Here is a 13,612-nt window from a genome sequence, read left to right as displayed (position 1 = left end):
CGCCACGACCATGAGCCAATCCACTCAAAAGGCGCCGGGGGCGATCCTCGGCAGCATGGGCCGGGAGCGTCGCCTGAACATCGGCGGCATGCCGTCGGCGCCAACGGTGCTATGCCTGTGTGCGTTGCTGGGGGCGGCGATTGCCGTCGCCAGCAGTGTCTACACGATCGCCGCGCTGCGTGATGGGCTGCTCGCCAACCAGTTGAACGGCTGGTGGGTGCCCGTAGGCACTGTCGTGCTCGGTCTTGCGTCGCTGCTCGTGCTCGTGCCGCTCGCGCGTGGTTTTGCGCGCTATCGGGACTTCGGACGCGCCACCTCGCGTCGCGACATCGTCGCGGCACGGGTGGCCAGATCCGAGGCGGGGGTGCAAAGCTGGATCACGCTGGGTTACACGCTCGCGCAACTGATCGTCGTGCTCGCGTTGCAGTTCGTGCTGGCGAACAATCTGGCGGTGGCGAAGACGTTCTTCCTCGTGCCGCTGATCGTCAACACGTTCCCGCTCGTGCTCACGGCCTTCTGGGTGAACGTGAAGATCTTCCTGATCGCGGAAGTCTTCGTGCTGATCTGGGGCCTGATCGTGGCACTGGCGATGTTCGCGCCCGGCAATGCCGGCAAGCCGCTGCGCTTCATCGCCACGGCCTACGTCGACATCTTCCGCGCGATGCCCGCCGTGCTGGTGATCTATCTGGTCGGCTTCGGCTTGCCGCTCACCGGCGTGCCGATCCTGAAGGACCTGTCGCTCACCACGTATGTCGTGATTGCGCTGACGCTGACCGTCGGCGCCTACGTTGCCGAGATCTACCGCGCAGGGATTCAGGGCGTGCATTGGTCTCAGGTGGCGGCGGCGCGCTCGCTCGGCCTGTCGTACACGCAGACGCTGCGCTTCGTGGTGCTGCCGCAGGGCATCCGGCAGATCATTCCGCCGTTGCTCAACGCGTTCATCGCCTTGCAGAAGGACACGGCGCTGGTCAACGTGGTCGGGGTGATCGATGCTTTCAACCAGTCCATGGTGATCGCGTCGAACCACTACAACCTGTCGGCAGCGACCACCGTGGCCATTCTCTTCATCATCATCTCGGTTCCGCAAGTGCGTTTCGTGGAACGGATGGCAAAACGCGACCGCGCCCGCATGCGCGCCGGCGGCGCCTGAGGAGCGAACGACCATGTCATTCATCGAGATTCGCGATATCGCCAAGTCGTACGGGGACGTGTCCGTCATCAACGGTCTGGCGATGACCGTGGAGGAGCATCAGGTGGTGTGCCTGATCGGGCCGTCCGGTTCGGGCAAGTCGACGCTGTTGCGCTGTATCAACGGACTGGAATCGATCGACGCGGGCGAGATACTCGTGCACGGCGATCGCATCACCGGGCCGGGCGTGGACGTCAACTCGCTGCGCCGCGACATCGGCATCGTCTTCCAGGGCTACAACCTTTTCCCGCACATGACCGTGCTGGAAAACGTGACGCTGGCGCCAATCCGTGTGCTCAAGCAACCGAAGCGTGAAGCCGAAGAGCGAGCGATGGCGTTGCTCGAACGCTTCAGCCTCGCGCACAAGGCCAACGAGTACCCGGATCGCATGTCGGGTGGACAGCAACAGCGCGTGGCGATCGTGCGCGCGCTGGCGATGGACCCGATGGTGCTGCTGCTCGACGAAATCACGTCGGCACTCGACCCGGAGCTGGTGTCCGAGGTGCTCAACATCGTGCGCGATCTGGCGCACGAGGGTATGACGATGCTGCTGGCGACGCACGAGATGGGCTTCGCACGTGAAGTGGCGTCGAAAGTCTGCTTCCTGTGCGACGGCGCCGTGTGCGAGGAGGGGCCGCCGGAACAGATCTTCGGCGATCCGCAACAGGAGCGCACGCGCGCGTTCTTGCGCAGCATTCGTCAGGCGAAGCGTCTGTAAAAAAGACCCCCTCGAACGTTCATGTGCGAGGGGGTTTTTCTTTGCGCGGGGACTTCCGACCTGCGATTCAGGCCGGGCAGGGCCCGGTCGATTCCCGCAGGATCAGGCGCGTTTGCACGGTGCTGACCGTTGCCGGTTGTCCGGCGCGTTTGCGCAGGAAGATGTCGACGGCGGACTCGCCGAGCGACTGCGTCGGGATCGCCATAGTCGTCAGCGGCGGCTCCAGCAGCGACGCCAGCTCGATATCGCCGACCCCTACGACCGACACCGATTCGCCGACCTTCAGTCCACAGCGGGTGGCGGCGCGATACACCAGCGGCGCGAGCAGGTCGTCGTCGCAGACGAACGCCGTGGGCGGCGCTGCCTGAGACAGCACCGCTTCGATGGCGGCCGACGACGTCGTGCCGAAGGGCACCTCGATTTCCCATCGCGCGTCGTACGTCAGTCCGTGCGCCTGCAATCCTTCCCGGTACGCCCGCGAGCGCACGCGAAACGTGTTCGCTTCCAGGTCGAAGCCGACGCGGGCAATGCGTGTGTGCCCGAGCGACGCGAGATGATCGACCATCTCGCGCACGATGACGTCGGACGGAATGAAGACGTCGGCCGCGTCAGGGGAGTCGCCGTCGACCACGACCACGGACGTCGGCATGATCTCCAGCGCGCGCGCCGTCCACGACGCCTCCCAGAAAATCATGCCGTCGAACGCATGCGCGTCGAGACTCAGCAGCAGTCGCTCGGGATCGTTGCCGTATTCGCCCGTGTTGATCAACACCGTGGCATAGCCGTTGGCGGCCGCGCTGCCGATGATCGACTTGAGCACCGCGGCGAAATACGGGTTCGACACGTTCGGCACGCCGAGTGCCAGCAGCTTCTGCGTGCCGAGCTTCAGCCCGCGCGCCGAGGAGTTCGGTCGATAGCCCAGCGTCTGGGCCGCCTGAAGAATCTGGTCGCGCCGTTCGGGCGTGATACGTCCCTCGGCCTTGCCCGAGAACACCAGCGATACGGTGGACTGGGAGACCCCGGCCAGACGGGCGACGTCGCGGCTCGTCGGCCGCTGAGCCGGTGTGGCTTCCTTCTTGTCGCTCATTGCGCTCATTCGATGCGGAAAATTCAGAATTTCCGGTTTAGTGGTTAAAATCCGTCAGTCATACGTATGACATGATCCGAAATGCATACTTCGACGCATTCGCAGTGTAATGGGAAACAGCAATGAAGCGTCGTACCTTTCTCGCCGGCACCGGACTTCTCGTGGGCGCACCGGCGGTCGTGATTCGGCAGTCGAGCGCGCGTGCCCTGGCGCACGGCACCGCGTTTCCGTTCTCGGTCGCCAGCGGCGATCCGACCTCGGACGCCGTCGTGCTCTGGACGCGTCTGGCGCGCGACACCACGGACACGAGCCCCGTCGCCACGCAGCCGGTGAGCGTCGAGTGGATGGTGGCAACCGATCGCCGCATGACGAAGGTCGTGCGACGCGGCGTGGCGCTCGCGCAACCGAGGTACGGCCACTCCGTGCACGTGGACGTCGGCGGCCTCTCGCCCGATCGCGAATACTGGTACGCCTTTCGCTGCGGCGGTGAACTCAGCCCCGTGGGCCGCACGCGGACGTTGCCGTCCGAGCAGGCCGACATCGCGCGCTTCCGGTTCAATGTCGTGTCGTGTCAAAACTGGGAGCAAGGGTATTTCGATGCTTATGACGGTATGGCCGCCGACGATCCGTCGTTCGTGATGCACGTGGGCGACTACATCTACGACGTGAGCCGTGGCGGCGGTGTGCGTGCTCACGAACGTCAGGCATTGCCGATGACGCTCGACGACTATCGCCGCCGTCACGCGCTTTACAAGACTGACGCCGCATTGCGACGTGCGCATGAAAGCTTCCCATTCGTGCTGACGCTCGATAACCACGACGCGCTCGAAGACAACACCACCGATGTCGCCATGCTCAATCGACGTGCCGCCGCCTATCAGGCGTGGTACGAGTTCCAGCCGGTGCGATATGCGCCGTTGCCGGCGTCGCCCGCGATGCCGATCCAGCGCGGGTACGACATCGGCAATCTGATGCGGCTTACGATCCCCGATACGCGTCAGTTCCGCGACTCGGAGACCCCGTGTGCCACCGAGTCCGACGGCAAGTTCGCCTTCGGCGTCTACGAGCGCGCCTGTCGGCAGAGCGAAGCCGCCGAGCGCTCGATGCTGGGCCAGGGGCAGGAACTCTGGCTGGCAGACCGTCTGCAAAAGACGACAGCGCAATGGAACGTGATCGCCTCGACGGTGAAGATGACGCCCTTCGACATGCGTCACAATGGCGAGCTGTATCGTTACCTGCAATCGTGGGACGGCTATCCGGCCGAACGCAATCGCATCCTCGATCAGATCGTGGCAGCCAAAGTGCCTAACCCGGTGTCGCTATCGGGCGACATTCACTCATACATGGTGTCGTCCGTCGTACGCAACGTCGGTGACGACCCGCGCACCGCGCCGATGACCGAACTCGTGGGCACGTCGATCAGCGCCTTGTGGCCCGAGCCGCTGGCGCAACCGATGGCGCAAGGCATGCCGGACAATCCCCACGTCAACTATTTCGAGAGCGAGAAGCGCGGCTATATGCGATGCACCGTAACGCGCAACGAACTTCTGACCGATCTGCGAACGATCGACTTCACCGACAAGCCGGGTGGCGCCGTCCGGACGAGCAAACGCTTCGTCATCGAGAACGGCAGGACCGGCGCACTGGAAATCTGACTCTCATGACGTCTTCTGACAATCCGCTGCTGCAGGCTTTCCATCCGTATGGCGACACCATCGCTGCCGTACTCGACACGATGGGCGTGCAGGCCAGCCAGCAAGACAGCGACGACGGCTCGCACGACTGGTCGCATCTGATTCGCGTCTGGAAACTGGTGAAGGAGATCGCCGCCGAGGAACCCGGGCTCGATCTGGAGATGCTCGCCGTCGCCACGTTGCTGCATGACTGCGTGGCGGTAGAGAAGACCGATCCGCGCCGTTCGCAGGCGTCGCGCCTGTCCGCCGACAAGGCCAGCGAGGTGCTGCGTACGATGGGCTGGGAAGCGGCGCGCATCGATGCCACCGCCCACGTCATCGAAGCGCACAGCTTCTCGGCGGGCATTGCCCCGCGTTCGCACGAGGCTTGTGTGCTGCGCGACGCCGACCGTCTCGATGCCATCGGCGCCATCGGCATCGCTCGCACGTTCTATGTGGCAGGGCGCAACGGTTCGCGGCTGTACGACCCCGTCGATCCGTTCGCGGCCCACCGTGAGCTGGACGATCGACGCTTCGCACTCGATCACTTCGAAACGAAACTGCTGCATCTGGCCGACGGCCTCATGACTGCCACGGCGCAGCGCATCGGCGAGCGGCGTGTGGCCACGATGCGGGCATACGTCGATCTGCTGCGCGAGGAAATCTCTCCCGACCGCTAACGGTAAATGCGCTAAATCGTCGGGCGACGGGTCGTCCGACGCGAAAACTCCACCACGTCGACGAATGAGAATTCGTCAACCGTTGTTAATTTAATTAGTTATGCGAAATATCATGATGAAGATGCCGATTGCGGCAGGTCTGCTGCTGGGTGCTGTCTGCGCGATGCCGTCGGTCGCGTTGGCACAGAGTTCAGTGACGCTGTACGGCATCATCGACACCAGCCTGCAATACGTGAATCACGCGGGCGGCAAGCAGAGCCAGATATCGATGGTGACCGGCAACGGCCTCGGCACGCGCTGGGGCCTGACCGGCACCGAGGATCTCGGTGGCGGGCTGCAATCCGTCTTCAAGCTGGAGAACGGCTTCGATTCCACCAACGGACGCCTGCTGCAAGGCTCGCGCGAGTTCGGCCGTCAGGCCTATGTGGGACTGACGAGTCGTGAGTGGGGCGCGGTGCTGATCGGGCGTCAGTACGATCCGCTCATCGATCAGGTGCTGCCCACGCAGGGCAACTTCTTCGTGGCGGGCTACTGGACGGCCCCGGGCGACGTCGACAACTCGCAGAACACGGCGCGCGTCGGCAACTCGGTGAAATGGACGAGCCCCGTGTGGCGCGGCGTGCAGATCGAGGGGATGTACGCGCTCGGCGGTGTAGCAGGGGCGACCGGCTCAGGACAGACCTACAGCGCGGCGGGCTCTTACACCTTCGGACCGGCGCGCGTGGCGGCCGGATACCTGCACGTCGACAACGGTAATGCGGGTGCGGTGGCGCGTCCATCGAGCACCACGGACTTCTTCTTCGTCAGCGCCGTGAACCGGGCCTATGCCAGCGCGAAGTCCATCGATATCTATCGCGCCGGGGGACGTTACACGTTTGGCAACGTGACGCTCGGCGGCTACTACAGCCAGTCGTATTACAACGCGGATGCCGCATCGACATTCAAGACGACGCAGCGCTACGACAGCTATGCCGTCTATGCCGTGTGGCAGATTACGCCCGCGCTGGCGGCGCAGACCGGCTACGACTACCTGAATGCCTCGGGCGATTCGTCGGCGCATTACCATCAGGTCAGCGCTGCCGTCGATTACAGCCTGAGCAAGCGCACTGATCTCTTCTGTGTGGTGACGTATGCGCACGCCTCCGGCTACAACGGCATCGGCCCGGCGCAGGCGGCCATCGCCACTGTCTACGTGGATGCCGGGGTGAATTCGCAGATGTACGTCACGGCGGGTCTGCGGCACAAGTTCTGAGTCGGCACGCTGCATTCCACCAATCTGCCCGCGCCGTCGCAACGCTCAGTCTGCGACGGCGTCCAGCGGCACTTCCAGTCCGACCTTGACGTTGCTCATCGAGACCAGCGTCTTGAAGCGCTTCACGTTGTTGCTCTCGAAGAAGAGCGTGCGCGTGAGCGCCGTGTACTGCGCCATGTTCTGCACGACCATGATCACCACGAAGTCGCATTCCCCCGCGACGTAGTAACACTGCTGCACCTGCGGGCACGCCAGAAAGCTGCGTTTCATGGCGTCGAGCAGGTCGAGCCGCTCGTTCTCGACTTCGACCTCCGTGATGATCGTGAGCGGATAGCCCACGCGCTCCGGGTCGACCAGCGACACCGTCTTGCGTGTCACGCCTTCGTCGGCGAGCTTCTTCAGCCGCCGGTTCACTGCGGCGGATGACAGATTGACCTGCGCGCCCAGCGCGTGCTGGGGCGTCGTCGCGTCTTGCTGAATCGCCGCGAGCAGGGCGATGTCGTAGCTGTCGAGGCTCATGGGGCGCAATAAAAGTTCGCTTGAGACGGCAAAAACGCGTGAATCGTACGCGCTGCCCGGAATATTATTCAGGCTGTCCGATGATACTCCGCTAGCGGCAACGTGCCGTCTGCCGGCGTCATCCCTGCGATATCTGCGCTTTCCGTTTCACGCTTTCCCATACCTACAAGAACGACCGACCGCCTCATGTCCGACACGAAAACCCCCGCCCTCCGTCTGAACGGCCCCGTCCTGCTGCAACAACTGCGCGACCTCGGTGACATCGGCGCCGATCCCGTCGCGGGCGGACGCACGCGCGTCGCCCTTTCCGACGACGAGAAAGCTGGCCGCGATCAGGTCGTCGCCTGGATGCGTGAGCTGGATCTCGACGTGCAGATCGATCGCATCGGCAACATCTTCGGCACGCTGCCGTCCGCGAAGGACGCATCGGGTCAGATGCCGCGTCCGTTGATGATGGGCTCGCACATCGACACCGTCATCAACGCCGGTGCGCTGGACGGCTGCTACGGCGTGCTCGGCGGTCTGGCCGTCGCCCGCGCGTTTCGCGACGCGGGCATCGTGCCCTCGCGCCCGATCACCGTGGCGGCGTTCACCAACGAGGAGGGCGCACGCTTTCACCCCGACATGATGGGGTCGCTGGTCCATGCAGGCGGTCTGCCGGTGGAAGAGGCGCTCGACGCCATCGGCACGGACGGCGCGCGACTGGGCGACGAACTCGTGCGCATCGGCTACGCCGGTGACATGGCGCCGGGCACGCTCGTGCCGCACGAATACCTCGAACTGCACATCGAGCAAGGCCCGATCCTTGAAGCCGAGGGGCTGGAAATCGGCGTCGTCGAGAACTTGCAGGGCATTTCGTGGCAGCAGATCACCGTGCAGGGCAATGCCAACCATGCCGGCACGACACCGACGCGTCTGCGTCACGATGCGGGCTACGTGGCTGCCGCCACGGTGGCAGAACTGCGCCGCATCGCCGTCGAATCGGGCACGACGCTCGCGACCGTCGGCACCATCAAGTTCGAGCCGGGTGTCATCAACGTGATTCCGCGTCGTGCCGTGTTCACCGTCGACATGCGTGATCCGGACGAGCAACGCTTGAGCGAGAGCGAAGCGCGTCTGGCCGATTTCCTGATGAAGACGGCGGCGGAAGAGGGCGTGCGCGTCTCGACCGAGCGCTTCGCGCGGTTCCAGCCGGTGGTCTTCGACGCGGCACTGGCAGACGCCATCGAAGCCAGCGTCAAGCGCATGGGGCTGTCGTACAAGCGCATGACGTCCGGTGCCGGACACGACGCGCAGATGATTGCGCGCATCGCGCCGGCCGCCATGATCTTCGTGCCCAGCCGGGGCGGCATCAGCCACAACCCGCGCGAACACACCGACGATGATCAGCTCGTGCGCGGCGCGGAAGTGCTGCTCGATGTCGTCGCGCATCGTCTTGGCGCGGTGTCGGCGTGATGTCGTTTGCCGCCACGTCACCCGATCGTCTTTTCTGAATATCCCGCAATACCGGAGCCCCCCATGCTTTACGTCAATCCTCACGCCACGCGTGCGCCTTACCCGGCCGATCTTCAGGACATCATGAGCATCGCGCGTGCGCAGCAAAGCCGCGAGTGGCTGGCGCATTGGGACGGGCTCGCGCCCGGCAGTACGCCGCTGCGCACGTTACCCGGTCTGGCCGCGTCGCTCGGCGTGCGCAGCATCCTCGTGAAGGACGAGGCGAAGCGCTCGGCGCTCGGCAGCTTCAAGGCGCTCGGCGCGCCGATTGCACTGGTGCGTCTGCTGTTGCGCGAGTTCGGCGCGCAGGGATTCACGGCGCAGTCGCTGCTCAAGGGTGAGCACCGCGAAGCGCTGCACGGCTTTACCGTCATCAGCGCCACGGACGGCAACCACGGTCGTGCGCTGGCGGCCGCGGCGCAGCGCATCGGCTGTCGCTGTGTGATCGTGCTGCATGCCCATGTGAGCGACGAACGCGAGCAGGCGATTGCCGCATACGACGCCGAGATCGTGCGCATCGACGGGAACTACGACGCTTCCGTCGAAGAAGCGGCGGCGCTTGCCACACGTCATGGGTGGCACGTGGTTTCGGATACGTCCTACGATGGATACGAAGTCATTCCACGCGACGTGATGCAGGGGTACGGCACGGTAGCGGCGGAGGTCTCGGAAGCGCTCGACGACGATGCGTCGCGCGCGGGCGCTGCCAGCCCCGTGACGCACGTCTTCCTGCAAGGCGGAGTGGGCGGGCTGGCCGCCGGGATCGTGAGCTATCTCTGGGAGCGTTGGGGCGTGTGGCGTCCGACGTTCGTGGTCGTCGAGCCGGAACAGGCCGATTGCCTCTATCAGAGCGCCATCGCAGGGAAAGCGGCTTCGGCGTCGGGTTCGGTCGATTCGGTGATGGCCGGACTGGCGTGTGGTGAGACGTCGCCGCTTGCCTGGCGTTTCCTGCAACCGTCGGTGGACGCGTTCATGACCGTCACCGATGCGCAGGCGGTCGATGCCATGCAGCGTCTTGCGCGCGGCAGCGACACCGATGTGCCGTTCGTCGCGGGAGAGTCCGGTGTGGCCGGGCTGGCCGGACTGGCGCTGGCAGCGGCGACGCCCGCGATGGCGGCGGCGCTCGGGCTGACGGCCGACTCTCGCGTGTTGCTCGTCAACACCGAAGGCGCGACGGCACCGTCTGTGTACGCGGCGCTTGTGGGAGAGTCCGCAACCGAAGTCGAGGCGCGTCAGCAGGCGTGGCTCGCACGCTGACATCGACATCATCAAGATCATCGACATCACGGGAAAAGGGTAATCGGCCATGAGTCAGGACATCGCGCAGGACACCTATTTCGCCAAGGCGCTCACCGGCTGGCGGCATGCCTTCCATCGGTTACCGGAGACGGGATTCGAAGAGGTCTCCACGTCGCAGACGGTCGCGACGATTCTCGAGAGCCTCGGACTGGAGGTGCATCGCAACATTGGCGGCACGGGCATCGTGGCGAACCTCCGCGTGGGGACGGGGGGCGGAGCCATTGGCATTCGCGCCGACATGGACGCGTTGTCGATTGCCGAGCAGGCGCCGGGGCGTGATTACGCGTCGCAGGTGCCCGGCAAGATGCATGCGTGCGGGCATGACGGTCACATGTCGATGGTGCTCGGCGCTGCGAAGTTGCTCGCCGAGTCGCGGGATTTCAACGGCACGGTGCGCTTCATCTTCCAGCCGGCCGAGGAGCATGGCCGCGGCGCGAAGGCGATGATCGCCGACGGGCTGCTCACGCGCTTCCCCATCGATGCGATCTACGGCGTGCACAACATGCCGGGGATTCCGGCAGGACGGATCGCCACGCGCACCGGCGGCATCATGGCGAGCGAAGACAACTTCGTCATCCGGATTCGCGGCAAGGGCACGCATGCGGCGCGTCCGCACATGGGCATCGATCCGCTGGTGATCGGCGCGCAGATCGTGGTGGCACTTCAGACCGTGGTGTCGCGCAGCGTCGATCCGGGGCTGTCGGCGGTGGCGTCATGCACCGAGTTCATCACGGACGGCATTCGCAATGCGATTCCGACGAACGTCGTCATCAGGGGCGACACGCGAAGCTATACCCCCGACGTTCAGCAGTTGCTCGAAGCGCGCATGCGCGAGATTTGCATGGGCGCGTGCGCGATGCACGGTGCGCATTGCGAGTTCGAGTACACGCATGAATTTGCGCCGACGGTGAACTGGGCCGACAACACGGCGCTCGCCGTGCGTGCCGCGAAGGCGGTGGCGGGGAAGGCGGGTGTCGATGACGACGTCGCGCCGATGATGGCGTCGGAAGACTTCGGTGTCTTCTTGCAGCACGTGCCGGGCAACTTCGCATTCATCGGTAACGGCAGCGGCGACGTGCCGGGCGCGATCCCGCTGCACAACGCCGGCTACGACTTCAACGACGCGATTCTGCCGCTCGGCGCGCGTTACTTCGCGCAGATCGTGCGCGACAGCCTGCCGCGCTGATTGAATGTTCCGGGGAGGTGTCGTGCTCAGCGCACCGGCGTGAGCGGCACTGTCCCGGCATTGATGACGGCGTCGGGCAGCTCGCGCACGGCTTCGAGCGTCTTGCGGATGTGCGCGGCGAGCAGCGCGGCGGCTTTATCCGCGTCGCGTGCGAGACAGGCGTCGAAGATCGCCCGATGCTCCTCATGCACGTCGCGCGGCACCGGACGATGCGTGATCGACAACCGTCGATACCGCTCCGACTGGCGATAGAGAATCGCCAGAAAGTGATGCAGCCAGCGCGACGGACACGCGCGGATCAGCACTTCATGAAACGCCCGGTTGCGCACTTCCCACTGGGCGAACTGGCCGCCGTCGCCGGTCTTGCCATCCCCCAACCGTTCTTCGGCGAGCGTGAGCAGGTGAAACGCGCTCGTCAGATCGGCTTCCCACGTGTCATCCCCCAGCGCGACGGACTGGCGTAGCGCTTCCGTCTCCAACTGCACCCGCGTCTCGGTGATGTCGATGAAATCGGCCAGCGAGATCGGCGTCACCCGAAAGCCGCGATGGCCGTGCTGGACGACGAGCGCATCGGCGACCAGCAACGCGAGCGCCTCACGCAACGTGCCCGCGCCGACTTCGTAACGATCCTTCAGATGCTCGACGCGCAGCTTTTCGCCCGGCGCGAGGTGCCCCTCGACGATGTCGCTGCGCAGACGCATGTAAGCGCTCTGGGCCAGCGTGGCGTCAGCGGTCGGGGCGGCGGATGGGGTCGGGCTGTGCATGCGGCGGACGGTGAGGTGGCGGGGACGATCGGGTTTCGGGATCGAGTTTGGGATTATAGGCAGCTTCCGTCAAATTTTCGCAAAATCGACAAACAATCGAGATAAATAAAAATTCTCGAGAAAATGTTGACGGCCATCGGTCGCCGGATTTATCGTGTGCTCCATGCCGACGTCGCCCCTCCGTTGCGGGGGCGCGCGATGTCGTCCCGCAGCCATCCAGACAGAACGAGAGTGAGACATGAAGGATTTCCAGAACTTCATCAACGGTGAGTGGGTTTCCAGCGCCCGCACCTTCGAGAACCGCAATCCGGTCGACAACAGCCTGATCGGTCACGTGCACGAAGCCGGTCGCGCCGAAGTCGATGCCGCCGTGCGTGCCGCCCGCGCCGCGCTGCACGGCCCGTGGGGCAAGATGACGGTCGCTCAGCGAGTCGAGCTGCTGCACGCCGTGGCGGACGGCATTAACCGTCGCTTCGACGACTTCCTCGCTGCCGAAATCGCAGATACGGGCAAGCCGCATAGCCTGGCGAGCCATCTGGACATCCCGCGCGGCGCCGCGAACTTCAAGGTGTTCGCGGACATGATCAAGAACGTGCCGACGGAGTCGTTCGCGATGACGACGCCCGATGGCGGCAACGCGCTGAACTACGGCGTGCGCACGCCGCGCGGCGTGATCGCGGTCGTCTGTCCGTGGAATCTGCCGCTGTTGCTGATGACGTGGAAGGTCGGTCCCGCGCTGGCGTTCGGCAACACGGTTGTCGTGAAGCCGTCGGAAGAGACCCCGGCCACGGCAACGCTGCTGGGCGAAGTCATGAACGAAGTCGGTGTGCCGGCAGGGGTGTACAACGTGGTGCACGGCTTCGGTCCTGAGTCGGCGGGCGCGTTCCTCACCGAGCATCCGGGGGTGAACGGCATTACCTTCACCGGCGAGACGCGCACCGGCGAAGCCATCATGAAGGCGGCGGCCAACGGCGTTCGCCCGGTGTCGTTCGAGCTGGGCGGCAAGAATCCGGGGATCGTGTTCGCCGACGCCGATTTCGACAAGGCCGTGGCGGGCATCACGCGCTCGGCGTTCGACAACAGCGGTCAGGTCTGTCTCGGGACAGAGCGCGTGTACGTGCAGCGTCCGATCTTCGATCGCTTCGTCGAGGCGCTCAAGACACGCGCCGAAGCGCTGAAGCTGGGCAATCCGTACGCCGAAGGTACGAACTTCGGGCCGCTCGTCTCGCAAGTGCATCGCGAGAAGGTGCTGTCGTATTACGAAAAGGCGCGTGCCGAAGGCGCGACGGTCGTGACCGGTGGCGGTGTGCCCGACATGCCCGCCTCGATGAAGGACGGCGCCTGGGTGCAGCCCACGATCTGGACGGGACTGCCGGAGACCGCGTCTGTCATTCAGGAGGAAATCTTCGGGCCGTGCTGCCACATCGCGCCGTTCGATACCGAAGACGAGGTGATCGCGATGGCGAACGCTACGCCGTACGGTCTGGCGGCCACCGTGTGGACGTCGGACGTCAGCCGCGCGCATCGCATGGGGGCGGCGCTCGAAGTGGGCGTGTGCTGGATCAACGCGTGGTTCCTGCGTGATCTGCGCACCGCGTTCGGCGGCGCGAAGCAGTCGGGCATCGGCCGCGAAGGCGGCGTGCATTCGCTGGAGTTCTACACCGAGCTGCGCAACGTCTGCGTGAAGTTGTAAGCGCTGTCGGCGTCGCCGGACGCTGGTGAGCGCCAGTGCGTGCCGTCGACGCAAACCA

At 64.9% G+C, this 13,612-nt stretch carries 12 protein-coding genes; 9 read left to right on the top strand and 3 right to left on the bottom strand.

Annotation, left to right across the window (positions count from 1 at the left end; genetic code table 11):
• Nucleotides 1–10 precede the first annotated feature (10 nt).
• Nucleotides 11–1,150, top strand: coding sequence for an amino acid ABC transporter permease (locus A9762_RS01515; protein WP_069340258.1), 1,140 nt, complete (start codon nt 11–13; stop codon nt 1,148–1,150).
• Nucleotides 1,151–1,163: 13 nt separating this feature from the next.
• Complete coding sequence (locus tag A9762_RS01510) at nt 1,164–1,907, top strand: amino acid ABC transporter ATP-binding protein (RefSeq protein WP_039402185.1); 744 nt, start codon at nt 1,164–1,166, stop codon at nt 1,905–1,907.
• A 67-nt stretch (nt 1,908–1,974) separates the two neighbouring features.
• On the opposite strand, the gene A9762_RS01505 is transcribed toward A9762_RS01510, so the two are convergent.
• Complete coding sequence (locus A9762_RS01505) at nt 1,975–2,994, bottom strand: LacI family DNA-binding transcriptional regulator (RefSeq protein WP_069340257.1); 1,020 nt, start codon at nt 2,992–2,994, stop codon at nt 1,975–1,977.
• A 122-nt stretch (nt 2,995–3,116) separates the two neighbouring features.
• Here A9762_RS01505 and A9762_RS01500 point away from each other — a divergent pair, with 122 nt between their 5' ends.
• From A9762_RS01500 to A9762_RS01490, 3 genes are all read left to right on the top strand, one after another.
• Complete coding sequence (locus A9762_RS01500; RefSeq protein ID WP_069340256.1) at nt 3,117–4,649, top strand: alkaline phosphatase; 1,533 nt, start codon at nt 3,117–3,119, stop codon at nt 4,647–4,649.
• A 5-nt stretch (nt 4,650–4,654) separates the two neighbouring features.
• Nucleotides 4,655–5,347 (top strand): HD domain-containing protein, encoded by a 693-nt coding sequence (locus A9762_RS01495; RefSeq protein WP_083253526.1) that lies wholly within the window; start codon nt 4,655–4,657, stop codon nt 5,345–5,347.
• Nucleotides 5,348–5,459: 112 nt separating this feature from the next.
• The gene (locus A9762_RS01490) at nt 5,460–6,599 is read left to right on the top strand and encodes a porin (protein ID WP_170836157.1); all 1,140 of its coding nucleotides are present in this window, start codon (nt 5,460–5,462) and stop codon (nt 6,597–6,599) included.
• A 45-nt stretch (nt 6,600–6,644) separates the two neighbouring features.
• Here the strand turns inward: A9762_RS01490 and A9762_RS01485 are convergent, their stop codons facing one another.
• Complete coding sequence (locus A9762_RS01485; RefSeq protein ID WP_069340255.1) at nt 6,645–7,118, bottom strand: Lrp/AsnC family transcriptional regulator; 474 nt, start codon at nt 7,116–7,118, stop codon at nt 6,645–6,647.
• Nucleotides 7,119–7,304: 186 nt separating this feature from the next.
• Here A9762_RS01485 and A9762_RS01480 point away from each other — a divergent pair, with 186 nt between their 5' ends.
• The 3 genes from A9762_RS01480 to A9762_RS01470 all read left to right on the top strand — a co-directional run bounded on the left by A9762_RS01480 (nt 7,305) and on the right by A9762_RS01470 (nt 11,097).
• Nucleotides 7,305–8,573 carry a Zn-dependent hydrolase gene (locus tag A9762_RS01480; protein WP_069340254.1) on the top strand — a complete coding sequence of 423 codons (1,269 nt, stop codon included), beginning with the start codon at nt 7,305–7,307 and terminating at the stop codon, nt 8,571–8,573.
• A gap of 63 nt (nt 8,574–8,636) precedes the next feature.
• Complete coding sequence (locus A9762_RS01475; protein ID WP_069340253.1) at nt 8,637–9,869, top strand: diaminopropionate ammonia-lyase; 1,233 nt, start codon at nt 8,637–8,639, stop codon at nt 9,867–9,869.
• A gap of 49 nt (nt 9,870–9,918) precedes the next feature.
• Entirely contained in the window at nt 9,919–11,097 is a 1,179-nt protein-coding gene (locus A9762_RS01470) for a M20 aminoacylase family protein (protein WP_069340252.1), read from the top strand.
• A gap of 26 nt (nt 11,098–11,123) precedes the next feature.
• Here A9762_RS01470 and A9762_RS01465 read toward each other — a convergent pair whose 3' ends face one another.
• Entirely contained in the window at nt 11,124–11,861 is a 738-nt protein-coding gene (locus A9762_RS01465) for a GntR family transcriptional regulator (RefSeq protein ID WP_069340251.1), read from the bottom strand.
• Between the two features lie 238 nt (nt 11,862–12,099).
• On the opposite strand from A9762_RS01465, the gene A9762_RS01460 reads away from it, so the two are divergent.
• A complete protein-coding gene (locus A9762_RS01460; RefSeq protein ID WP_069340250.1) occupies nt 12,100–13,554 on the top strand; it encodes a 2-hydroxymuconic semialdehyde dehydrogenase in 1,455 nt (484 codons plus the stop codon).
• Nucleotides 13,555–13,612: the final 58 nt, after the last annotated feature.

The sequence above is a fragment of the Pandoraea sp. ISTKB genome, assembly GCF_001721285.1.
Taxonomy (GTDB): domain Bacteria; phylum Pseudomonadota; class Gammaproteobacteria; order Burkholderiales; family Burkholderiaceae; genus Pandoraea; species Pandoraea capi.
This window is presented reverse-complemented; position numbering and strand designations above follow the sequence as displayed.